This window comes from Sulfitobacter sp. R18_1, from assembly GCF_017743915.1.
Taxonomy (GTDB): Bacteria; Pseudomonadota; Alphaproteobacteria; order Rhodobacterales; family Rhodobacteraceae; genus Sulfitobacter; species Sulfitobacter faviae.
Map to the genome: position 1 here is coordinate 243,574 of NZ_JAGHRG010000002.1, position 23,789 is coordinate 267,362.

At 61.7% G+C, this 23,789-nt stretch carries 21 protein-coding genes; 11 read left to right on the forward strand and 10 right to left on the reverse strand.

Annotated features, from left to right (window positions below; translation table 11 throughout):
* Window positions 1-60 precede the first annotated feature (60 nt).
* From J7392_RS06430 to J7392_RS06440, 3 genes are all read left to right on the forward strand, one after another.
* Window positions 61-3,261, forward strand: a complete 3,201-nt coding sequence (locus J7392_RS06430) for a CHASE domain-containing protein (protein WP_348540687.1) — start codon at window positions 61-63, stop codon at window positions 3,259-3,261.
* A gap of 153 nt (window positions 3,262-3,414) precedes the next feature.
* The gene (locus tag J7392_RS06435; protein ID WP_209216777.1) at window positions 3,415-5,067 is read left to right on the forward strand and encodes an ATP-binding protein; all 1,653 of its coding nucleotides are present in this window, start codon (window positions 3,415-3,417) and stop codon (window positions 5,065-5,067) included.
* 12 nt (window positions 5,068-5,079) lie between these two features.
* Window positions 5,080-5,451, forward strand: a complete 372-nt coding sequence (locus J7392_RS06440) for a response regulator (RefSeq protein WP_067261066.1) — start codon at window positions 5,080-5,082, stop codon at window positions 5,449-5,451.
* Between the two features lie 89 nt (window positions 5,452-5,540).
* Here the strand turns inward: J7392_RS06440 and J7392_RS06445 are convergent, their stop codons facing one another.
* The 5 genes from J7392_RS06445 to J7392_RS06465 form a co-directional block, all read right to left on the reverse strand.
* Window positions 5,541-5,900 carry an Hpt domain-containing protein gene (locus tag J7392_RS06445; RefSeq protein ID WP_209216779.1) on the reverse strand — a complete coding sequence of 120 codons (360 nt, stop codon included), beginning with the start codon at window positions 5,898-5,900 and terminating at the stop codon, window positions 5,541-5,543.
* Complete coding sequence (locus J7392_RS06450) at window positions 5,897-6,868, reverse strand: response regulator (protein ID WP_209216781.1); 972 nt, start codon at window positions 6,866-6,868, stop codon at window positions 5,897-5,899. Before J7392_RS06450 ends, J7392_RS06445 begins: the two co-directional genes overlap by 4 nt.
* Window positions 6,869-7,157: 289 nt before the next feature.
* Window positions 7,158-8,528 carry an aspartate aminotransferase family protein gene (locus tag J7392_RS06455; protein WP_209216783.1) on the reverse strand — a complete coding sequence of 457 codons (1,371 nt, stop codon included), beginning with the start codon at window positions 8,526-8,528 and terminating at the stop codon, window positions 7,158-7,160.
* Between the two features lie 48 nt (window positions 8,529-8,576).
* Window positions 8,577-10,061 (reverse strand): NAD-dependent succinate-semialdehyde dehydrogenase, encoded by a 1,485-nt coding sequence (locus tag J7392_RS06460; protein WP_209216784.1) that lies wholly within the window; start codon window positions 10,059-10,061, stop codon window positions 8,577-8,579.
* A 128-nt stretch (window positions 10,062-10,189) separates the two neighbouring features.
* Window positions 10,190-10,723 (reverse strand): Lrp/AsnC family transcriptional regulator, encoded by a 534-nt coding sequence (locus J7392_RS06465; protein WP_231886306.1) that lies wholly within the window; start codon window positions 10,721-10,723, stop codon window positions 10,190-10,192.
* Between J7392_RS06465 and J7392_RS06470 the strand changes: the two genes are divergently transcribed.
* The 8 genes from J7392_RS06470 to doeB all read left to right on the forward strand — a co-directional run bounded on the left by J7392_RS06470 (window position 10,701) and on the right by doeB (window position 18,762).
* Complete coding sequence (locus tag J7392_RS06470) at window positions 10,701-12,122, forward strand: PLP-dependent aminotransferase family protein (protein WP_247744477.1); 1,422 nt, start codon at window positions 10,701-10,703, stop codon at window positions 12,120-12,122. The two genes, J7392_RS06465 and J7392_RS06470, sit on opposite strands and share 23 nt — an antisense overlap.
* A gap of 137 nt (window positions 12,123-12,259) precedes the next feature.
* Window positions 12,260-13,270 (forward strand): TRAP transporter substrate-binding protein DctP, encoded by a 1,011-nt coding sequence (gene dctP, locus J7392_RS06475; RefSeq protein ID WP_209216786.1) that lies wholly within the window; start codon window positions 12,260-12,262, stop codon window positions 13,268-13,270.
* A gap of 73 nt (window positions 13,271-13,343) precedes the next feature.
* On the forward strand, window positions 13,344-13,982 hold the full coding sequence (locus J7392_RS06480) for a TRAP transporter small permease (protein WP_197470835.1): 639 nt from the start codon (window positions 13,344-13,346) through the stop codon (window positions 13,980-13,982).
* 3 nt (window positions 13,983-13,985) lie between these two features.
* Window positions 13,986-15,272, forward strand: a complete 1,287-nt coding sequence (locus J7392_RS06485) for a TRAP transporter large permease (RefSeq protein ID WP_209216788.1) — start codon at window positions 13,986-13,988, stop codon at window positions 15,270-15,272.
* A gap of 12 nt (window positions 15,273-15,284) precedes the next feature.
* Entirely contained in the window at window positions 15,285-15,725 is a 441-nt protein-coding gene (locus J7392_RS06490) for a universal stress protein (protein WP_067262549.1), read from the forward strand.
* 17 nt (window positions 15,726-15,742) lie between these two features.
* On the forward strand, window positions 15,743-16,534 hold the full coding sequence (locus J7392_RS06495) for an aspartate/glutamate racemase family protein (protein WP_067262551.1): 792 nt from the start codon (window positions 15,743-15,745) through the stop codon (window positions 16,532-16,534).
* Window positions 16,535-16,594: 60 nt separating this feature from the next.
* Window positions 16,595-17,776, forward strand: coding sequence for an ectoine hydrolase DoeA (gene doeA, locus J7392_RS06500; protein ID WP_209216790.1), 1,182 nt, complete (start codon window positions 16,595-16,597; stop codon window positions 17,774-17,776).
* Window positions 17,773-18,762 (forward strand): N(2)-acetyl-L-2,4-diaminobutanoate deacetylase DoeB, encoded by a 990-nt coding sequence (doeB, locus tag J7392_RS06505; protein WP_209216792.1) that lies wholly within the window; start codon window positions 17,773-17,775, stop codon window positions 18,760-18,762. The genes doeA and doeB overlap by 4 nt, the downstream gene beginning before the upstream one ends.
* Before the next feature lie 16 nt (window positions 18,763-18,778).
* Here the strand turns inward: doeB and J7392_RS06510 are convergent, their stop codons facing one another.
* Genes J7392_RS06510 through J7392_RS06530 form a run of 5 tightly spaced genes read right to left on the reverse strand, consistent with a single transcriptional unit; the run spans window position 18,779 to window position 23,731 of the window.
* Window positions 18,779-19,738 carry a dipeptide ABC transporter ATP-binding protein gene (locus J7392_RS06510; protein ID WP_209216794.1) on the reverse strand — a complete coding sequence of 320 codons (960 nt, stop codon included), beginning with the start codon at window positions 19,736-19,738 and terminating at the stop codon, window positions 18,779-18,781.
* Complete coding sequence (locus J7392_RS06515; protein ID WP_209216796.1) at window positions 19,735-20,712, reverse strand: ABC transporter ATP-binding protein; 978 nt, start codon at window positions 20,710-20,712, stop codon at window positions 19,735-19,737. Before J7392_RS06515 ends, J7392_RS06510 begins: the two co-directional genes overlap by 4 nt.
* Window positions 20,713-20,715: 3 nt before the next feature.
* Window positions 20,716-21,621: an ABC transporter permease subunit gene (locus J7392_RS06520; RefSeq protein ID WP_067262561.1), complete on the reverse strand. Its 906-nt coding sequence runs from the start codon at window positions 21,619-21,621 to the stop codon at window positions 20,716-20,718.
* Window positions 21,621-22,628, reverse strand: coding sequence for an ABC transporter permease subunit (locus J7392_RS06525; RefSeq protein WP_209216797.1), 1,008 nt, complete (start codon window positions 22,626-22,628; stop codon window positions 21,621-21,623). The genes J7392_RS06520 and J7392_RS06525 overlap by 1 nt, the downstream gene beginning before the upstream one ends.
* Window positions 22,622-23,731, reverse strand: coding sequence for a Xaa-Pro peptidase family protein (locus J7392_RS06530; protein ID WP_209216799.1), 1,110 nt, complete (start codon window positions 23,729-23,731; stop codon window positions 22,622-22,624). The genes J7392_RS06525 and J7392_RS06530 overlap by 7 nt, the downstream gene beginning before the upstream one ends.
* Between the last annotated feature and the right edge of the window lie 58 nt (window positions 23,732-23,789).

A 23,789-nucleotide genomic window follows, 5' to 3' on the forward strand; every position in this document is an offset into this window, starting at 1 on the left:
TATTCTTCTCAAGGGGAAATTTCGCCGCCGTATGGTGGCCAGAAACAAAGGCTTGAATTGGTGCGGCGACCCGAAATTATACTGTTTATCGGATGCCTCGCCATCACTTTAGGGGTGTTTCTTTATAGCAGTCGCAGCAACGACATCGCCGCCGACCGGGCCTTTGATCGCATCGCCGAGGAAAGCCTGAAAAGCCTTGATGCGCGGATGCATACCTATCTGCAAAGCCTCAATGGCATCGCCGCCTTCATGAACGCCTCGGACGAGGTGACGGCCAGCGACTTCGCGCATTACGTCGATACGCTGGAGATCGACAGCTTCCTGCCCGGCATCAACGGCATCGGCTTTGTTGCCCCCGTTGCCAGAGGCACCGAAGAGGCGTTCATCGAAAAGGTCACCGCCCTGGGGATCGAGGATTTCCGCATTCACCCCGACACCGGCAATGCCGAGAAGATGGTGATCCAGTATATCTACCCCCAGGTGCCGAATGCAGAGGCCGTGGGCCTTGATATCAGCTTTAACGAAGACCGCCGCCGCGCCGCCCTGCGCGCCCGCGAAACGCGAGAGCCGAAGCTGACGCCGCGCATCCTGCTGGTGCAGGACAAAACGCGCCAGCCCGGTTTCCTGCTGCTGCGCCCGGTCTTTGCCGCCGACAACAGCCCGGCGCAGGAGACCGCCGGTTTCATCGGTTGGGTCTATGCGCCCTTTGTCGGGGCCAACCTGCTGTCCGGGCTGACCCCTGCTCAGGGAGAGTCCTATGACATTCAAGTCTACGATGGGCTGACCACGGCCCCCGAAAACCGGATTTTCGACAGCACGCCCGAAGGCATCGCCACCGGCCACCACAGCATCACCCAGACCATCGAACGCTTTGGCCGCCCTTGGACCGTTGTCCATGTCAGCACCGCCAGCTTTGACCGCGCCACCCATAGCGCGGTGCCGGAAATCCTGCTGGTCTCTGGCATCCTTCTGGCGATCCTGTTCTTCGTGGCCTTCCGCAGCCTGCGCCAGCGCAGCGCCGCGCTGAGCGAGCTTGCCGTGCTGCGCGAACGCCAGATCGACGCCCATGAAGAGGAAAACCGCGCCGTTATCGAGAACGCGGTAACGCCCATCTTTTTGCTCGACAGCAATGACCGGGTGCTCTTTGCCAACCAAGCGGCGCTGGTCTGCTTTGGCTATGGGCATGAGGCGCTCAAGGGGATGGAGTTCGGCGAACTCGTCACCGATCTGGTTGAGGATCACGACCACGAACAGGTCAACGCGGCGGGCAAGACCTGCTTTGGCCAAGACCTCAAGCTTAATCTGCAACGCAATAATTGGACCACCCACACCGGCGAACGGCGGGTGACTGCAATCGTGCGTGACCTGACCTCGGAACTGGCGGTGCAGGATGAGCTGGCGCGGAACAAGGCGCTTTATGACCTCGCCCTCGAAGGCGCGCAGATCGGGGTTTTCGACATCGACCTGCGCACCGGCAAATCCGAGGTGTCCGACACATGGCGGCGCATTCTGGGAATGGCGGATTTCGAGCGGCTGCCCGACCCGCAGGGGGAATTCCTCAAACGCGTTCACCCCGATGACCTGCCCCTGCTGACCCAGACCGATCAGGCCTGCATCTCGGGGCAGCAACAACGTTCCGTTACCGAATACCGGCTGAAGATCGGCACCGGTGAGTGGCGCTGGATGCGCTCTGACGCGGTGGTGACCGAACGCGATGAGAACGGCACCGCCCTGCGGATGGTCGGCACCCAGACCGATGTGACCGATATCGTCCACGCCCGCAACGCGCTTGAAACCAGCGAGCGGCGGTTTCGCCAAGTGCTGGCCGCGGCCCCGGTGGGCATGGCGATCTTGGGCGAAGGCGGCGTGTTCAACAGCGTCAACAGCGCGCTTTGCACCCTTTGCGGCTATAGCGAAGAAGAGCTTTTGTCGAACACCAAACTGGGCGATCTGATGCCCGAGGGCGATCTGCAAAAGCTCTACGGTGAGGTGCGCGGGCTGGTCGATTCCCGCAGTTCGCAGACCTATCAGGCCGAATACCGCATCACCCACAAGCTGGGCTATGAACGCTGGGGCCTGTTCAACGTCTCTTGGACCTACGACAAGAACGCCCGCGGCTATGTCTTTATCGTTCAGATCAACGACATTACCGACCAAAAGAAGCTGGAACAGATCAAGAGCGAGTTCGTCTCGACCGTCAGCCATGAGCTGCGCACGCCGCTGACCTCGATCAAAGGCGCTTTGGGGTTGATCGACACCACGGACAACAGCCGCTTCCTCCCCGCGCATATCCGGCTGATCGACATCGCCCGCAGCAATGCCGATCGGCTGTCGCATATCGTGAACGACATTCTCGACCTTGAGAAGATTTCATCGGGCGAAGTGCAATTCGACTTCCATGATGTCGATCTGAACAAGGTGATCACCGACTCGGTCAACGAAATGTCGCCCTTTGCGATCACCCATAACAACACCTTGGGCCTGCAACTGCCCGACAAGCCGCTGACAGTTCGGGTGGATGAAAGCCGCACCCGGCAGGTGCTGGCCAATCTAATCTCGAACGCCTGCAAATACTCCGATGCCGAGAGCGAGGTGCAAATCCGCGCCGAGCGGCTGGGGGACCGGGCCATCGTCTTTATCCAGAACACCGGCCCCGGCGTGCCGGAAAACTTCCGCCCGCGCATCTTTCAGGCCTTCTCGCAGGCTGATGGTTCCGACACCCGCGCCAAGGGCGGCACCGGGCTGGGGCTCAACATCACGCGGCAGATCATCAAGCGCCAAGGCGGCACCATCGGGTTTGAAAGCATCCCCAACGGCGTCACCGTCTTTTGGTTCACCTGCCCCATCGCCGAGGCGCAGACCGCGCAAACGCCCGCCACACCCGACGCGGAAGCGGAGGAGCGGGACACTAAGCTGCGCGTGCTGCATATCGAAGACGACATCGACTTCGCCGAGGTGATCCGCACCGGTTTGGACAGCGTGGCAGAGGTGACCAACGTCACCAACCTTGCCCAAGCGCGACAGTTGATCGGCCAGGATGAACTTGACGTCGTGATCCTTGATTGGTCCCTGCCCGACGGCGATGCACGCTCTTTGCTAGAAGATATCACCCGCCTGCATCCCGCGGCCAAGATCATCAGCCTTTCCGCAGACAACAACCGCGAACCCGACCCCCGCGTGGGGATCAACCTTGTCAAATCACGGAGCGGGATCAGCTCGGTGGTCAACTCAATTACGGGGACAACCGCCCGCGCCTCTTAACCGGCGCATTATAAACCGTGGCATTTCAGCGGAGTGACGCTAAAGTGCGACATGCCATATTATTGCCAATATGCTCTGGCATTTTGATTAAATTACAATGCACAAGTCATGCTATAGTTTTAAGCATGTCCGCTTCGGGGCGAGGAATTCCAAGTGTCGTCAAAGCCATTTACCAAGCGTACCGCCGCCACATTTTTTCTGGGCACTGCCATTTCCGGCAGCTGGTACACCGCAACATCCGCACTTTTCGCGGGCCAAATGGGGGAGGTTATCCCCGTGGTCGGTGCGATCATTCTGGCGGGGCTCACGCCCTTTGCCGCAACCGCACTGCAAGCAAACCCGCAGGCTCCTGCCGATAACTCAGATATGGAACAAAGGCTTAAGGCGTTCGACAGCCATGCCATTGTGAATATCGTGGATACGGGCGGGATGCTGGAACAGGTCAACGACCGTTTCATCGAACTGACGGGCTACACCCGCGATCAATTGATCGGCCAGCCTGTGTCGATGCTTTACCAAGAAGAGTTTCGCGAACTTGCCGAAGAGATCCGGGCCACCCTGATGGCAGGCAAGACGTGGCAGGGCGAAACCCCGCTGCGCTGCGCCGATGGCCGGGTGATCCAGACGCAGTGCACTGTGATGCCACTTTTCGACAAAAAGGGCGCTTGGGCCGGGTCGATCTCGGCCCGTACCGATGTGACCCATGCCAACGAACTTCTGGCCGAACGCGACACGGCGGAAACGCTTTATGAGTTGCGCGATGACATCTGGATCGTCGACGCCGAGACAGAGCGGTTCAGCTATATGAACCGCGTCGCCATGAGCCGCACCGGCTGGAGCAAGGACAGCTACCGCACGCAAACGCTCGAAACCCTGACCGAGGAAAGCGACAACCCGGCCCTGCTGGACGCCTGCCGCGCGCTGAAAAAGTCGGGCAAAGCGATGACGCAGTTCGACACGCAACTGTTTGGCAACCATTTCCAAGTTACGATCAAGCTGCTGCCCACCGGTGGGGCGACGGGGCGGTTCCTGATCATGCTGCATGACATTTCGGATATCATCAACGAAGAGCGGATGAAGTCGGAGTTCATCTCGATGGTCAGTCACGAGCTACGTTCGCCCCTGACCTCGATCAAAGGCTCCATGGGGCTGCTCTTGTCGCGGGCGGCGGGCGAATTGCCCAGCAAGGCGCGTGCCTTGCTGGAGATCTCTCACCGCAACGCCGACCGGCTTGTGCTGATCATCAACGACATCCTCGATCTTGAGAAAATCGCCAACGGGCGGCTGGAATTCAATCTTGAGGAAGTCGACATCGCGGAACTTCTGCACGAGACCAGCGCCGCCAATGCCTCACTCGAGCAGCGTCATGGCGTGCGCATTCAAGTCGAAGGGACAGAGGACTTGAACAAAGTCACCACGGACCCGAACCGGGTCATTCAGGTGCTGACGAACTTCCTGTCGAACGCGGCCAAATTCTCCAAACCCGGGGAGCGTGTGACCATCCGCGCCGAAGAGAATGACGACGAATTGCGCATCTCCGTGGCGGACCGTGGCCCCGGCATTCCGGCTTCCGAGCAGCACAAGGTGTTCCAGCGGTTTGCCGATCTGTCCAATTCCAACCGGGCCGACAAAGGCGGCACCGGGCTGGGCCTTAGCGTTTGCAAAGCCATCGTCGAGAATCTCGGCGGTAAAATAGGTTTTGACAGCCGTGAGGGATTTGGTACGACATTTTACTTTACCCTGCCGAAGAAAAATTCTCAGGTAGCGGCAGAGGAACCGGCCGCGTTGCTGCGCGAAGCCTCCTAGAGAGAGTATGGAATGATCAAACTGCTGCACGTCGAGGATGACGCCGATATTCGTGAAATCGCGCTGATGGCGCTTGAGCTGAGCGGCGATTTCGACGTCGTCCAATGCGAGACCGGGGAAGCGGCGCTGAATCAGGTTCAGTCCTACACGCCCGACGTGATCCTGCTCGATATGATGATGCCCGGCATGACCGGTCGCCAGACGCTTGAGAAGATGCGCGAGATGGAAAGCCTGCGCGACGTGCCCGCGATCTTCATGACCGCCCGCGCCCAGCATAATGAGATCGAAGAGCTTCGTGATCTGGGGGCGGCTGACGTGATCAGCAAACCCTTCGATCCGATCTCGCTGGCGGATCAGGTCAAGGCGGCGATGCAAGCAGGCTGAGCCGACTTGCCTTTGGCCTGCCCTTCCGGGCGGGTTTGCGGTAAATTGTCAGTAAGTTTCGGACCGGCTCAATACCGGTCGCCGCGCCCTTAGGCGTGGGCGTCGATTTCCTGCCGGCAATGGGCGACGAATCCATCCAGTTCCGAGATGATCTCGATCGGGCAATCGGCGTGATTGGAGCGCGGCCCGGCCAGATGCTCGACAATCTGCGTTTCGCATTTGCGTGCCAGACGGCCCAGCTCTTCGAAGCCGAGCGACCCGGCGCTGCCCGCGATCTGGTGCAGAATGGCCTGCGCGCTGGCCAGATTGCTTTTGATTTCGTCTACGGTGGTCCCGTCCCAGGCGGCCAACCCATGGGTTGCGATCAGTGTCTGACGCTCGTCCAGCATTTCGACAAAGCGCTGCCTGATGCGCTCTATGCCGGGAAGTTCCGCTAACATTTTAGTCATGCCTGTTGATCATTCTGCCAAAAATCATTGAGCGATCTCGTATGCGCCTCACTGGCGGCTTCTGCACTCGCATGGGCCTGCGCCAGCGCATCCATGACGGAATTGCCGCTCTTCCAGATCAGCCGCACGGCCTCTCCCGCGCTGACACGCGGGTGAACACGCTCGCCATTATTGTCGAACAATTCGGTTTGAGACAACTCAAAGTTAACCGCATCCATCAAACCGCCCATATTCGGACGCCAGCCGCTCTCCGTGACACATACGAAAGTGCCATTGCCCGCGTAGGACATCAGCACCTGATGATCGACGAGCGTATCGGACAGGATTTCGGCCACATCGGAGACAAGGCTATAGAACTCGAAAGAGGTCATCGTCGCGTGGAAGGCATCGACCTCGCGGATGGTGAAGGCAAAGGCGGTGGAGCCGAAAAGCGCGCTGCGCGACAGTTGGGCGACGTAGTTCTCCATCGCGGTATAGTCGATCACATTGTCCACGTCATAGATCGGGACCGGCTCGAACAGCTCCATATGCGTCGCCTGATCGGCGATGGTCTTGGCGGCGAAAATCTTCTTGGTCCGCTGCTGACGCTCTTTCACCATGCCTTCGACCAGTCCGATGCGGGCCTTGAGTTCGGCAATCTCGAAAGGCTTGGTGACATAGTCGGTCGCCCCGGCGGCAAAGGCCGCGTCGATATAGCGTTTGTCCGACATCGCGGTGAGCATCAAGATCGGCGTATCGGCATGGCGCGCCGAATTGCGGATGTGCTGCGCCAGTTCGATCCCATCCATGCCCGGCATCTGAATATCAAGCATGAAGCAATCAATCGGCCTGAGGTTGGGGTCACCCAACATATCAACCGCATGCAGAGCCGATGGGGCGGTCGTTAGGTCATGCGCGCCGATGATCTCTACAAATTGCCCAAGCAATTCGAGGATAATCGGATCGTCATCCACCGCCAGAATTCTCATTACATCTCTCCACAGATAAAAATCTTTGGGCCCCAAACTGGACGGACCGCTGCTTTCTTCTAATTTCTCTGGGAACTGTGGCCTAATTTTGGCGAATTCTTAGTAAATAGGCGACAAACCGGGGCACTGTTTCCATATCGGGGGAATTTGGCCCGATGAACGGCCCTGTTTACCGTTTTTTCATTTCTGATCGGTCTAGCTGCGGCACCACTCGCGGGGTGTGATTCTCTCCAATGCAAACGGCCCGACGTTTCCGCCGGGCCGCTCAAATGTCTCGTAGATTTGAGCCTTAGCCCAAGGTCGCCTTGATCGCGTCGGCGGTGACCCCCACGACCTTATCCGCTTCTTCGCGGGTCAGGCAGAAGGGCGGCGCGAAACCGATGATGTCGCCCTGGGGCATGGCGCGGGCGATGACACCGGCCTTGACCATATCGCCGACGATGGTCGGCACCACTTTGCGCGCCGGATCGAAGGGCGTACGGCCATCGCGGTCTTCGACCAGCTCCACGGCGCAGAGCATGCCTTCGCCCCGGATGTCGCCCACCTTGGGGTGATCGCCCAATGCCGCCTTCATCTGCGCATTCAGATAGCCGCCCACGTCCGAGGCATTCTCGATCAGCTTCAGATCGTCGATCAGCTTGAGGTTCGCGATCCCCGCAGCCGCGCCGATGGGGTGGGCCGAATAGGTCCAGCCGTGGCCGATTGGGCCGTTTTCATCGGTGCCCTGCTCCAGCACCTTCCACATCTTATCGCCCACGATGGAACCCGAAAGCGGCGCATAGGCCGAGGTCAGGCCCTTGGCGATGGTGATGAGGTCAGGTTTCATCCCGTAGTGATCCGAGCCGAACATCGACCCCAGACGGCCAAAGCCGGTGACGACCTCATCCGCGACCAGCAGGATGTCATGCTTTTTCAGCACCTCTTGCACGGCGGCCCAATAGCCCTCGGGCGGCGGCACGATGCCCCCGGTGCCCAGAACCGGCTCCCCGATGAAGGCGGCGATGGTGTCGGCCCCTTCGCGTTCGATCAGCGCTTCCAACTCGCCCACCAGATGGGCGGTAAACTCCGCTTCGCTCATGTTGGCGTCGGGGCGGCGGTAGTAATAGGGTGCGTCGGTGTGGACCACCTGCGCCAGCGGCAGGTCGAATTTCTTGTGAAACAGCTCCAACCCGGTCAGCGAGCCGGTCACCAGACCCGAGCCGTGATAGCCACGCCAGCGCGAGATGATCTTTTTCTTCTCGGGGCGGCCAAGGATGTTGTTGTAATACCAGATCAGCTTGACGTTCGTCTCATTCGCGTCCGACCCGCCGAGGCCGAAATAGACCTTGCTCATGCCTTCGGGCGCGCGGTCGAGGATCATCTTGGACAGGGTGATGCTCGCCTCGGTGCCATGGCCGACGTAGGAATGGTAATAGGCCAGTTCATGCGCCTGCTCGGCAATCGCCTCGGCAATCTCGGTGCGGCCATAGCCGACGTTCACGCAGTAGAGACCCGCGAAAGCGTCGAGCAATTCATTGCCGTCGCGGTCAGTGATATGGCTGCCCCTGGCGGTCTTGATCACACGGGTCGGGCTTTCGCCGCGGGCGTGCTGGGCCAGATGGGTGGAGGGGTGAAAGAAATTCTCACGGTCCCATTGTTCAAGCATATCGTTTTTCAGCATTGGTCTTTCCTTTCTTCCGGCGCGGCTTTGCGCCGTATCTTTCAAATCTTAGGCCCAGTCACGGCAGACGTATTTGACTTCCGTAAAGGCTTCGAGCCCCAGCCGCGATCCCTCGCGCCCGATCCCCGATTGTTTCGTGCCGCCAAAGGGGATCGGCGCGCCGGTCACCTTGGTGCGGTTCACCGCCACCATGCCGAAACATAGCGCCCGGCTGGCGCGGTAGATGCGGCGGGGGTCTTGGCTGTGGACATAGGCCACCAAGCCATACTCCGTGTCATTGGCCCGCTGGATCGCCTCATCCTCGCTGTCGAAAGCCGCGATGGCGGCCACGGGGCCAAAGGTTTCCTCGCGCATGATCAGCGCATCGGGCGGTACATCCGCCAGCACCGTCGGCTCAAAGAACAGCGGCCCCGCCGCGTGGCGCTTGCCACCACAAAGCAGCCGCGCCCCACGGTCAAGCGCATCTTTGACGTGTTCTTCTTGTTTGGCCACGGCTTTTTCGTTCATCAACGGGCCGATGTCGGGGTCATCCGCGCCGAGGCCCACGGTGAGCGCTTCGGTCGCGGCGGTGAACCGCGCGCAGAAGGTGGCATAGCTGTCGCGGGCAATGAAGAAGCGGTTCGCGCCAAGGCAGTCCTGACCGGAGGTGGCGAACTTGGCCTTGATCGCCTCTTCGACGGCGCGGTCCATATCGGCATCATCGAACATGATGAAAGGCGCATGACCGCCGAGCTCCAGCACCAGACGTTTCACGCTGTCCGATGCCTGACGGTACAGGAGCTTGCCGATCTCGGTGGAGCCGGTGAAAGAGATCGCCCGCACGCGGTTGTCTTCCATCCACGGTTTCACGATCTCGGGCGCCTCGCCGGTGACGACGTTGAACACCCCCTTGGGCAGCCCCGCCTGTTCGCCCAATTCGGCCAGCGCCAGCGCCGAGAACGGCGTCTCTGCCGAAGGATGCGCCACCACGGTGCAGCCCGCCGCCAGCGCCGCCCCCGCTTTGCGGGTCAGCATGGCAGAGGGGAAGTTCCACGGCGTGATGAGCGCGGCCACGCCCACCGGCTCGCGCCAGATTTCCACCTCGGCGTCGGGCAGATGCGAGGTGACGCCCTCGATGTTGGGGCGGCGGGCCTCTTCGGAATAGAACTCAAAGAAGGACGCGGCATAGTCGATCTCGCCGCGCGACTCGGAGATGGGTTTGCCCTGTTCGGCGGTCATGATCCGCGCCAGATCCTCGCGGTTCTCCAGCATCAGGTCGCGCCAGCGCCGCAGGATCGCGCCGCGCTCTTGCGGCAGAAGGCCCGACCAATGGGGAAAGGCAGCATGGGCGGCATCCACCGCGCCGCGGCTGTCTTCGGCGCTAAGCTTGGCCACCGCGCCCAGTACCGCGCCGCTGGCCGGATCGGTCACGTTGAAATCATCGCTCTGCGCCCCCGCGACCCATGCGCCATCGACATAGGCAAAGTGGCGGGCCAGTGCGCCCCGCGTCAGCGCGGGCAGACCATCGGCGGGGGTTGGGATCATCTTGGTCATCGGGCACCTCCTTGGGATGAATTGCCCCGAAGGTAAGGCAGGATGCGGCGCGGGTTTGACCGAATATCAGCCGATCGGCAGGAGGTTTTGCGGCGCGGCCCCCTGCCCGCTGGAAAAACTACGGCGGCTCAGCTTTCGCCCTCGGGCAGCAGCAGCGACAGGGGCAACGGTGCCGATTTAACCGATTTGGTGACGACATAGGTAAAGTAGCGGCTCAGCCCGGCCTGCTGATCCAACAGCGCATCCATCAGACGTTGGTAGCTGTCGATGTCGCGGGTGACGACCTGTAGCAGATAGTCAAAGCCGCCGCCCAAGGCCCAGCACTGCACGATCTCATCATGCTGCGCGATCACGGCCTCAAAACGCTGAAATGCCTCGGCCCGATGGTTGCCCAATTCGGCCTGCACAAAGACGGTGACATGCGGGGCGATGCGGCGCAGGGCGACATGGGCCTGATAGCCGGTGATGATACCCGCAGCCTCCAGCCGCGAGAGCCGTTCGCCGCAGGCGGTGGCGCTCAGGTTGACCTTGTCGGCAAGCGCGGATTTGGCGATGCGCCCCTCGCGAGAGAGGATCGACAGCACCGCGATATCGCGCTTATCGAGTTTGACAAAGCTCATATCCGCTTCATGCGAGCGCATGCCGGACTTGTCAATTGTCATGATTGTGGTGATCATCCAGATCATGACAAAATGGCGCCCAGACCCCGGAACCCTGACCCGCCCTGCCTATCGTTCACTCGTTCAGGCGATTGAAACGGCAATACAGAACGGCGTGCTCAAACCCGGAGACCGCCTGCCAACGCAGCGCCAGATGGCCTTTGACCTGTCGCTGAGCGTGCAGACCGTGAGCCGCGCCTATGACAAGCTGGTCGAGGCGGGCAAGATCGTCGGAGAGGTGGGTCGCGGCACTTTCGTGCGCGCGGCGAGCGATGAGATCTCCATGCCCTTCGTCAGCCGCAAGGCCGCCGGGCGGTTGCTGGATATGTCGATCCTGAAACCTGTGTTGGATCACGCCCATGAAGAGGCGATGCAAAAGACACTCCGCGCCATGGCCCGCTCCCTGCCCCGCGCGATGATGGGCGGGTTTCGCCAAGACCTCCGCGCCGGGGACAGCAGCAGCGCAGTGCGGCGCTGGCTCTCGCTCTGCGGGCTGGATCTGGAGGGGATGGCAGTGATCCCGACCAATGGCAGCACCAGCGCGATGACCGTGGCGATGATGACGGCGGCCCAACCCGGCGATCTGATCGTCAGCGAAGACATCGGCCATCACACCCTGCGCCCCCTCGCCCGTTTTTTAGGCATCCGCCTGCAAGGAGTGAGCGTCGACGCGGGCGGCATCTGCCCCGAGGCGCTGGAGCGGGTCTGTGCGAAAGAGCCTGTCAAAGCCGTCTACCTGATCCCGAATGGTGCCAATCCGCTGGCCTTTACCATGACCGAAAGCCGCCGCGCCGCGGTGATCGAGGTGGCACGACGCCATGACCTGCTGATCATCGAGAACCAGTCATGGGGGCCGCTGCAAGACGCGCCGCCACCGCCGATGGCAGCCATGGCGCCAGAACGGGTGCTCTATTTCACCAGCCTCACCAAATGCCTGATGCCGGGGTTGCGGGTCGGATATCTGGTGGTGCCGGACCACCTTGGCGCCTCGGCGGCCAACCGGCATATGGTGACCAGTTGGATGGCCACCAATATGATGACCGAGATCGCCGGGCGCTGGATCGAGGAAGGCACCGCCCAAACCCTGCTCAATCGTCAGCAACTGGCCCTGCGCGACCGCGCCGATTTCGCCGCCAACGTCTTTCGCGGACTCGACATGCGCACCAGTCCAAACGGGCTGCATCTTTGGTTGCCCTGTCGTGACATCTATGAAGAGGCTGAACTGGTCAAATCCATCCGCGAGAGCGGCGTCGCCGTGGCCAACGGCGCCAGTTTCGCCATCGGCCCGCCAGACCGTCACCCCGGCCTGCGTATCGCCGTCGGGGGGCAATCCTTTCCTGAATTTGCCCGCGGGATTCGCATGATCGATGCAAGATTACGCAACAGGGGTAGGGCGGAATGACTGTGAGAGCGTCTCAAATTGTCATGGATCAATATTCACATTGACATGATTGGGATCGGTTTAAATGATCTAGCAGTCAGGACATTAGTTTCGCTGCGGCCTTTGTGCTGCGCGGGCAATAAATGAAAGGGAGACAGATGGCTAATTTCAAGACCGTTATCACCGGGGGTATCCTCGCAGCCGTGACAAGCGTCGCAGGCGCGGCCTCCGCCGACACATGGCGCTATGCATTTGAAGAGGCACTGGACGAGGTGCAGGGCAAATACGCCCAGAAATTCAAGGAAGAAGTCGAAGCGAACTCCGACCACGAAGTGCAGCTTTTCCCCTATGGCACCTTGGGTGAATCCGTTGACACGATGGAACAGGCGCAGGCCGGCATCCTTCAGTTCGTGGACCAATCCCCCGGCTTCACCGGCGCGCTGATCCCCGAGGCGCAGGTCTTCTTCGTGCCCTACCTGCTGCCGCAGGACGACGAGGAACTGTTCGAGTTCTTCCGCACCTCCAAGGCCATCAACGAAATGTTCCCCGAGCTTTATGCAGAGCAGGGTCTGGAACTGCTCAAGATGTTCCCCGAGGGGGACGTTTGCATGACCACACAAGAGCCGGTCAAAACGCCCGAAGACCTCAATGAGGTCAAGTTCCGCGTCATGACCAACCCGCTCTTGGTCGAAAGCTACAAAGCCTTCGGCGCGACCCCGACACCGCTGCCATGGGGCGAAGTCTATGGCGCGATGCAGACCGGCATCATCCAAGGTCAGGAGAACCCCGGCTTCTATCTGGAATCCACCAAGATGTATGAGGTGACCGAGGTCATCACCTGCATCGGCCACAACAACTTCACCACCGCTGTGATGGCCAACAAGGATTTCTATGACGGCCTGTCCGACGCGGACAAAGAGGTTGTGCAGAACGCTTCTGACGCGGCATTCGAATACATCCTCGAATACCAGTCCGGCCTGCAGGAAAAGTCGCTGGATAACATCGCAGCGGCGAAGCCCGACATGCAGATCAACATCCTGTCCGAAGAAGAGCGTCAGCCCTTCAAAGACAAGGCCGCATCGGTCGAAGAAGCCTTCATTGAGATGACAGGCGACAGCGGCAAGGAAATCCTTGACCAATTCAAGGCAGACCTCGAAGCCGTTAAGTAAACGACTTTCTCACCCTCCGGCATCGCCGGGGGGTGACCTTATTTTGACGCGATCCATTTGAACCATCTACGGGATGACGCCGGTGACGGAAGACAACCACAGTTCGCAACTGCAATCTCAGACAGATACCACCGGCACCGATGACGCCCCCGTGGGCACCTATAAATCCACCCTCCCCGGCCCTCTGGGCACGATCGACAACGCGATCAGCTGGCTTGAGTCCGTAATGCTCGCCGCTGGGGTGTTGTTGATGGCCGCCAATACGATTGCCAACGTGGTGGGCCGTTTCGTCTTTCAAAGCTCGATCTTCTTTTCCGAAGAGCTGAACAGCGTTCTGATCATTCTCATCACCTTTGCGGGCATCTCCTATGCCGCGCGGCATGGGCGGCATATCCGCATGTCAGCGATTTTCGACGCCCTCCCCCCGCGCCCGCGCAAAGTGCTGATGATCTTCATCGCCTTTGTCACCGCCGTCTTCATGTTCGGCCTCGCCTGGTACGCGCTGCAATACATCATGACCCAAGCCGGGCGGGGCCGCCTGCTGCCCGCGCTGCAAGTGCCGGTCTGGTGGACGCTGGTCTGGGTGCCTTTCGGCTTTTTCATGACCGGGCTGCAATACCTGCTGACCGCGATCAAAAACATCATTGAACCAGATATTTACCTGTCGACCAGCGTTCTCGAAGGCTACGACGACAACGAGCGGGAGGTCTGAGCCATGGCCGTCACCATTTTCTCTGTCATGGTCGTTCTGCTGCTGCTCGGCTTTCCCATGATGATCCCGCTGATCGTGGGGGCTTTCGTCGGTTTCTATTCGCTCTTCGGCGGTTTCGGCCAGCTTGAGACGATGGTGCAGCAGATGATGGCGGGGGTCAGACCCGCCTCGCTGATCGCCGTGCCGATGTTCATCTTTGCCGCCGACATCATGACACGGGGCCAATCCGCCGGGCGGCTGATCGATATGGTGATGTCCTTCGTCGGCCATATGAAGGGCGGTCTCGCGGTCGCCACCGCCGCGGCCTGCACCATGTTCGGCGCGGTCTCGGGCTCCACACAGGCGACGGTCGTCGCCGTTGGCTCCCCGCTGCGGCCCCGGATGCTCAAGGCGGGCTACAAAGACAGTTTCGTGCTGGCGCTGATCGTGAACTCCTCCGACATCGCCTTCCTGATTCCGCCCTCCATCGGGATGATCATCTACGGCGTCGTCTCTAACACGTCGATTGCCGAACTCTTCATCGCAGGCATCGGGCCAGGTCTGCTGATCCTCGCGCTCTTCTCGGTCTATTCCGTGATCTACGCCTACCGCCACAACGTCCCCACCGAAGAGAAAGCGACATGGGGCGAGCGTGCCCGCGCGGTACGACAAGCGCTTTGGCCGCTGGGCTTCCCCGCGATCATCATCGGCGGCATCTACGGCGGCGTCTTCTCCCCGACCGAAGCGGCGGCTGCCTGCGTGCTCTATGCCATTTTCCTTGAGATGATCGTCTTTCGGGAAATCGACTTCGCAGGCATCTATGAAACCGCCAAGTCGACGGGCCTGATCACAGCCGTGGTCTTCATCCTCGTCGCGGCGGGCGCGGCTTTCTCTTGGGTGATCTCCTTCGCGCAGATCCCCCAAGCAGTGCTGACCGGCATCGGGATCGACAGCATGGGGCCGATTGGCGTGCTCTTCGTGATCTCGGCGGCCTTCTTCATCGGCTGTATGTTCGTGGACCCCATCGTCGTGATCCTCGTCTTCGTGCCGATCTTCGCACCGGTGGTGGACTCGGTCGGCCTTGACCCAGTGCTGGTCGGCACCGTGATCACGCTGCAAGTCGCCATCGGCTCGGCCACGCCGCCCTTCGGTTGTGACATCTTCACCGCCATCGCGGTCTTCAAACGGCCCTATATGGAGGTCATCCGCGGCACCCCGCCCTTCATCATCATGCTGCTGAGTGTCTCGGTTGCCCTGATCTTCTTCCCGCAGATCGCCCTGTTCCTGCGCGATCTGGCCTTTGCGAAATAAGAGGAGAGCGTCATGTTCACTCATATCCTCGCCCCCTATGACGGCTCGGTGAATGCCGACCGCGCGCTGATGAAAGCGGCAGAGATGGCCAAACTGACCGGGGCGAAAGTGACGCTTTTGACGATCTACCGGCATCATTCGATGCTGGAGGCGTCGCTCTCGATGGTGCGGGTGAACGATCCGGGCAATATCGACGATGCCATGCAGGCCCATGCGACCGAGATTATCACCCACGGCAAGCAATTGATGAAAGACGCGGGCGTCGAGAATGTCCGCGCCTTCGTCCGCTCTGGCCGCCCCGCGCGGGCGGTGACGGAATTCGCCAAGAAACATGAGGTTGACCTGATCGTCATCGGCTCGCGTGGCCTTGGGGCCACGGGCGACAGCTATCTCTTGGGTTCGGTCTCTCACAAGGTTACGGGGCTCGCGAAATGCCCCGTGCTTGTCGTCTAGGTCAAAGGAATATTCAGGTGACACCCCCTGTGCAAAGCGAGACGCTTGATTGCCGTTTGCGTGAAGATGACCCCGTGCGGCTGGGGGCGATGCTGCTGTCGACCGACATGACCTTTGAACGCGACGCCGCGCGGCTGATCGACCCGGCGCAGGCCGCGCTGCATGTGGCGCGGATCGCCTTTGAGAACCCCACCACCCCCGAACGGCTGCGCGCCATGACCCCCGATATGGCCCGCACCGCGGCGCTCTTGGTGCCGGGTATCCAGCTGTCGGCCATCGCTTTTTGCTGCACCTCGGCCTCGGTCGCCATCGGCAACCCGGCCGTGCGCGAGGCGATTGGCGAGGGGCTGCCCGGCGTGCCCGTCATCACCCCCGCCTCTGCCGCCATCGCAGGCTTTGCCGCCCTTGGCGTGACGCGGGTGGCGATGCTGACCCCCTATCTGCCGGAAACCGCCGCGCCGCTGGCCACCTATTTCAACGATCAGGGGCTAGAGGTCATGCGCAACGGGGCCTTCGCATTGGAAGACGATCGCGACATGGCGCGGATCGACGACGAAAGCATCATAAACGGCGCCGCTGCGCTGGATGGCGCGGAAGTAGAGGCATTTTTCCTCTCCTGCACCTCACTGCGCGGCGTTGACGTGATCGACCGGATCGAAGCACGGCTGGGCAAGCCCGTCGTGACCTCTAACCAAGCGCTGTGCTGGGCGTTGCAACGGATGGGCGGGCTTTCTGGCCGCCCCGATGGCTATGGCCGTCTGTTCGACTGCGACATGCCAAGCGCCCATGCACAAGGCATCATTCCGTGATCCCGGCCCCTCTGGCCGGATCGCAACATTCGGGTAACCAGACATGAAAGGGGCTGGCCTATGACCACTTATGAGGCGAATTTTACAAACAGCGAGTACCAGCGCCGGGTCGACCGAACGCGCAAGACCATGGCCGCGCGCAATCTCGATGCCATCGTCGTCAGCGATCCGTCGAACATGTCGTGGCTCTCGGGCTATGACGGTTGGTCCTTCTATGTTTACCAAGCGGTGATCCTGCCCCATGAGGGCGAGCCGGTCTGGTGGGGCCGCGGCATGGACGCGCTCGGCGCCCGGCGGACGGTCTTCATGGAGGACGACTGCATTCGCGGCTATGACGATACCTACGTCCAGAACCCCGAAAAACACCCGATGGAAGACCTCTCGGCCCTCTTGAGCGAGATGGGGTTGGAACAGGCGCGCATCGGCGTCGAGATGGACAACTACTATTACTCCGCCCGCGCCCATGACACGCTGAAAACCAAGCTGCCCAAAGCGACTTTTATGGATGCTACGGCGTTGGTGAACTGGGAACGCGCGGTGAAATCCGAGCGCGAGATCGAATATATGGAACGCGCTGCGCGCATCGTCGAGGAAATGCACGTCCGCATCCTCGAAGTCGCCGTGCCCGGCATGCGCAAAAACGATCTGGTGGCCGAAATCTATGCCACCGGCATTCGCGGCGCACAGGGGTTCTGGGGGGACTATCCCGCCATCGTGCCCATGGCCCCCTCGGGCATGGACGCCACCGCCCCGCATCTGACATGGGACGACCGGCCCATGCAGCCCAACGAGGCGACCTTCTTTGAGATCGCAGGCGCGCATCGGCGCTACCAATGCCCCCAGTCGCGCACGCTGTTCTTTGGCGATGTGCCGCAAAAATACCGCGACGCCGAAAGCGCCGTGCTGGATGCGATTGACGCAGGTCTCGAACAGGCCAAACCCGGCAACCGGGCCGAGGATATCGCCAATGCCTTTAACGCCACGCTGAACAAGGCAGGATTCGAGAAGGACAGCCGCTGCGGCTATGCCATCGGCATCAGCTACCCGCCGGACTGGGGGGAGCGCACCATCTCTTTCCGCCGTGGCGACAAGACGATCCTAGAGCCCGGCATGACCTTCCATTTCATGCCCGCGCTTTGGCTTGACGATGGCGGGCTTGAGATCACCGAGCCGATCCGCATCACCGAGACCGGCCATGAATGTTTCTGCACCACACCGCGAAAGTTGTTTGTTTCCGCATGACCAGCAATCCCATCACCCCGACCATCCCGCTCGACCAACCCGGCGCGCATCACGGTTTCCTGCGCCTGCCCTACAGCCGCGACGACAGCGCTTGGGGGTCCGTGATGATCCCCATCACCGTCATCAATGGCGGCGACGGCCCCACGGCGCTGCTCACCGGCGGCAACCACGGCGATGAATACGAAGGTCCGATTGCCTTGCAGGAACTGGCCGCCGCGCTGGATCCGGCGCAGGTCACCGGTCGCGTCATCATCCTGCCGATGATGAACCAACCCGCCTTCGCCGCAGGCCGCCGCTGCTCGCCCATCGACGGCGGCAATATGAACCGCAGCTTTCCGGGCAACCCGGGCGGCACGGTGACCCAGAAGATCGCGCATTACATCGCCACCGAACTGGTGCCGCTGGCCGATATCGTGCTGGATTACCACTCTGGCGGGCGCACGCTGGATTTCCTGCCCTTCGCCGCCGCGCATATCCTGCCCGACAAGCGGCAGGAGGCCGCCTGCATGGCCGCAATGGAGGCGTTCAACGCCCCCTACTCCATGAAGATGCTAGAGATCGACAACCGCGGCATGTTCGACACCGAGGTCGAGGAGCAGGGTAAGGTCTTTGTCACCACCGAACTCGGCGGGGCTGGGACGTCGACAGCCAAGAGCATCGCCGTCGCCCGCAAAGGCGCGCGCAACCTGCTGATCCATGCGGGCATTCTGCAAGGGGAGCCGGAGGTGGCCGAAAGCGTGATGCTCGACATGCCCGACGGGCGCTGCTTCACCTTTAGCGAGACCACGGCCCTGTTGGAGCCGCTGGTCGATCTGGGTAACGCGGTGACCGAAGGCCAGCCCATCGCCCGCCTCTGGCCCAGTGACCGCAGCGGTCAACCAGCGATCCTCGCCCATGCGCAGCTTAGCGGCATCCTGACCGCCCGGCATGTGCCGGGGCTGGTCAAGATGGGCGATTGCATCGGGGTGGTGGCGCAGGTGGTCTGAGCCACCCGCGCCCGCCTCATTCGTCGATGGGGAAGTAGCAAGCTGCCGGATGCGGTGCGCCCTCCAACGGGGGGCGCTCCTTGCGGCAAACATCCTGCACTTTCCAACAGCGCGGCGCGAAGGGGCAGCCCTCGGGGATCGCCAGCGGCGAGGGCAACTCGCCCTGCAGCTTGATCCGCTCCTTACCGCCCTCGGGGTCGGCCCGCGGCGTGGCCGACAGAAGGGCCGCCGTATAGGGATGGCGCGGATTGTCGAAAACCTCGTCCTTCGGCCCCTTCTCCACCGCGCGGCCAAGGTACATGACGATCACGTCATCGGCCACATGGCGCACGACCGACAGGTCGTGGCTGATGAAGAGATAGGCCAGATCCATCTTCTCCTGCAGGTCCACCAGCAGGTTCAGGATCGCCGATTGGATCGACAGGTCGAGCGCGGAGACCGGCTCGTCCAGCACCAGCACCTTGGGGTCGAGCATCAGCGCCCGGGCCACCGCGATGCGCTGGCGCTGCCCGCCCGAGAACATATGCGGGTAGCGGTCGTAATGCTCGGGCCGCAAACCGACCAGACGCAGCATCTCGCGTGCCTTCTCCTCGCGCTCTTTCTTGGACATGTCCTTGCGGTTGATGACCAGCGGCTCCTGCAGGATCGTGCCGATCTGCTGGCGTGGGTTAAGCGAGCCATAGGGGTCTTGGAAGACGATCTGCACATGCTGGCGCAGGTCGGCCCAATCCTCGGGCCGCACCGGCTTGCCATCGAGTGTCAGCGAGCCTGCGGTCGGCTCTTCGATCATCGTGACCATGCGCGCCAGCGTCGACTTGCCGCAACCGCTCTCGCCCACCACGGCCAGCGTCTTGCCGGGGTGCAGTTCGAAATCGAGGCCGGCCACGGCCTTCAATGTCTGGGTCTTGCGCAGGAAGCCGCCACCAACCTGATAGTGACGCTGCAGCGCGTCGGCGGTCATTACGGGGGCAGTCATGACACGGCCCTTTCATTGGTGTTGAGCGGATAGAAGCAACGCGCCTTGCCCAGTTCCTCGCCCAAGGGCGGCGGGTTCTCGGCGCGGCACTTGTCGTTGGCAAACTTGCAGCGCGGCGAGAAGAGGCAGCCCGCAGGCCGGTCAAACTGACCCGGCACCACGCCGGGGATCGTCGGCAGGCGTTTCTCGGTCGCGCGCTCGGGCAGCGCGTCCAGCAGCGCCGCCGTATAGGGATGGTGCGGTTCGCGGAAGAGTGGCAGCACCTGCTGCTCCTCGATCTTCTGACCGGCATATTGCACGCTCACGCGCTCGGCGGTTTCGGCCACCACGCCCATGTCATGGGTGATCAGCACCAGCCCCATCCCGGTCTCGTCGCGCAGCGAGGTCAGCAGGTCGAGGATCTGCGCCTGAATGGTCACGTCGAGGGCGGTCGTCGGCTCATCCGCGATCAAAAGCTTCGGCTTGCAGGCAATCGCCATGGCGATCATCACGCGCTGGTTCATGCCGCCCGACATCTGGTGCGGGAAGACCGAAAGGCGCTTTTCCGGGTCCGGAATGCCGACCTGTTCGAACAGTTCAATCGCCCGCTTGTGCCGCTCGGCCCGGTTCAGGCCGAGGTGCACGCGCAGCGATTCCTTGATCTGCCAGCCCACCGGGAAACAGGGATTGAGCGAGGACATCGGCTCTTGAAAGATCATCGCCAGATCATTGCCGACGATCTGGCGCCGGGCGCGTTTGTCCATTGTCAGCAGGTCGTGGCCGTCGAAGGTCAGTTCATCGGCGGTGACGGTGGCGGTCCAAGGCAGCAGCCCCATCAGCGCCAGCATCGAGACCGACTTGCCCGAGCCACTTTCACCGACAATGGCGAGAATCTCGCCAGTGTCGACATCCTGATCGACGCTGTCCACGGCGCGGAACTTGCCCGAGGCGGTGGCGAAGTCAACCGAGAGGTTGCGGATACGCAATAGTGACATCAATCAGCTCCGCTTCAGTTTCGGATCGAGGGCGTCGCGCAGACCGTCGCCCATGAGGTTGATCGCCAGCACGGTGACGAGGATCGCAAGACCCGGGAAGGTCACGACCCACCATGCGCGCAGGATGAACTCGCGCGCTTCGGCCAGCATGGTGCCCCATTCAGGGGTCGGCGGCTGTGCGCCCATGCCGAGGAAGCCCAAGGCGGCGGCGTCGAGGATCGCGGTCGAGAAGGACAGCGCGGCCTGCACGATGATCGGCGCAAGGCAGTTCGGCAGCACGGTCACGACCATCAGCCGCAGCGTGCTGGCGCCAACGACGCGGGCCGAGGTGACATAGTCCTTCTGCCGCTCTGAGATCACGCTGGCGCGGGTCAGGCGGACGTAATGCGGCTGCAACACGATGGCGATCGCGATCATTGCGTTGGTCAGTGATGGCCCGAGGATCGCCACCAGCACCAAAGCCAGCAAGAGCGACGGGAAGGCCAAGATGATATCCATGATCCGCATGATGATCGTATCGACCCATTTGGGCGCGAAGCCCGAGATGAGGCCGATGATGATCCCACCCGAGGCGGCGATGGTCACCACCACGATGCCCACGAAGAAGGAATAGCGCGCGCCGACGATCAGCCGCGAGAGCATGTCCCGGCCCAGAGGGTCGGTGCCGAGGATGTGGTTCCACGTCCCCCCCTCTTGCCACGCGGGCGGTTGCAGAATGGCCGAGCGGAACTGCTCGGTCGCGTCATGTGGGGCGATCCACGGGCCGAAGAGCGCCAGCACGGCGAAGATGGCAAAGATCCACAGGCCGATCACGGCCCCGCGGTTTTCACGGAAATAGAACCAGAATTCGCGCAAGCGGCCGGGGCGGTCGTGCACCATTTCGGCTTCGGCAGAGAGTGCGTCGTCCATTAGCGTTTCCTGATCTTGGGGTTGATGATGCCGTAGAGCATGTCGACGGTAAGGTTCACGACCATGACCATGACGGCGATGAGCAGTAGGCCACCCTGAACCACCGGGTAATCACGGCGGAAGATGCTATCGACCATCCACTTGCCGATGCCCGGCCAGCTAAAGATGGTCTCGGTCAGGATGGCGCCCGCCAGCAGCGTGCCGACCGAGAGGCCGATCACGGTGATGACGGGGATAAGCGCATTGCGCAGCGCGTGGATGCCGTTGATCCGGCCCGTCGACATGCCCTTGGCGCGGGCGGTGCGGATGTAATCCTCGCCCAGCACCTCAAGCATGGCCGAACGGGTCTGCCGCGCGATCACCGCCAGCGGGATGGTGCCCAGCACGATGGTCGGCAGCAGAAGGTGCCGCAGCGCCGAGAGGAAGGCACCGTCCTGCCCGGAGGCAATGCTGTCGATCAGCATGAAGCCGGTGGCATTGGGGAAATAGTAAAGAAGATCGATCCGGCCCGAGACCGGGGTCCAGCCCAAGTTGCCGGAAAAGACGATGATCAGCAGCAAGGCCCACCAGAAGATCGGCATCGAATAGCCCACCAGCGCGGTCGACATCAGCGCCCGGTCAAAGAACTTGCCCCGGTTCACCGCCGCGATCACCCCTGCGGGCAGGCCCAAGGCCACGGCGAAGATCATCGCGCAGAGCGACAGCTCCAGCGTGGCGGGGAAAAGCGAGAAGAACTCATCCCAGACCGGGCGTTTGGTCACGAAGGACGTGCCCAAATCTCCCTGTATCACGCCGGTGAAGTAATCCCAGAACTGCACATAGATCGGCCGGTCAAAGCCGAACTGCTGTTGCAGTTCGAGATAGCGTTCTTCGGAAATGCCGCGCTCACCGGCCATGACGACGATCGGGTCGCCGGGCAGCAAGCGGATGAAGGCGAATGATATCAGCGTGACGCCGATAAATGTGGGGATGAAGGTCGCAAGGCGCGACAAGACATATTTCAGCACGGGAGCACCATCAGTTCCTTCGGAAAGTTGGTCAGGGATTTGTAGCCATCTTCGGTGATCAGCACGTCATCTTCGATGCGCACCCCAAAGTTGCCGATCTCATAGAGACCGGGTTCGTTGGTGTACACCGTTCCGGCGGGTAAAGTCATGTGGTTGCCGCGCATGATATAGGGCGCTTCATGCACATCGCGGCCAAGGCCGTGGCCGGTCTTGGTGCGGATGCGGTCGGCGTAGGGCGAGGCTTCGAGCACGCCGGTCACCATATCGTCGATCTCATGCGCGGTGACGCCTGCGCGGGTGGCCTCCAGCCCGGCAAGGTTGGCGCGCAGCACAGTGTCGTACACCGCGCGCCCCTCGTCGCTGACATGGGCAAGGAAAACGGTGCGGGTGATGTCGGCGGCAAAGCCGTCCTTGCGCGCGCCGAAGTCGATCAGCAGCGCATCGCCTGCTTTGACATGGTAATCCTCACGCGCCTTGGCATGCGGGCGGGCCGAGCCGTCACCGGCGGCGACGATGGGGGCGAAGGACAGATCGTCGGCCCCTTCGGCAAAGACCATCTGCACCAGCTTCTGCTCGATCTCTTTCTCGGTCTGGCCGAGCTTCACGCTATCCAGCGTGGCGCGCAGGGCGCGTTCGGAAATGTCGATGGCTTTTTGCAGGGCCGCGACCTCGGCCTCGGTCTTGATCATGCGGGGGGCGGAGATTTCGCGCTCGGCGTCGATGATCCGCAGATCGGGCTGCGCTTTCTTCAGCGCGTGATGCACGAAGACGCGCATCACTTGGCCTTCAACGGCGAGCGAGGTGATGTTCAAATGTTGCATCAGCGCGGCGAAGGCATCGTCATAGCCCGTCTGATCGCGCCAATCGAAAACGGCCCCGTCGAAACCGACCAACTCCCAACTGCCCAGTTCAAGGTTCGGCACCAAAGCGGCGGCGGGGCCGCGGGCGGGGATCACCAGAACGAAGGGGCGTTCGTGGCTCATAAAGGCATGGTCGGCGGCGCGGGTGAAATTCGGGCCGGGCACCAGCGCCACGGCATCGACCGATAGGTCGGCGGCGATATCGGCATAGGCCGACAGGCGATCATTCAGCGAAGGAGACATGGGCTGGCTTTCGGGCTGGCGAGGTTAATAAAATGGGGACGGCACATGATGCCGCCCC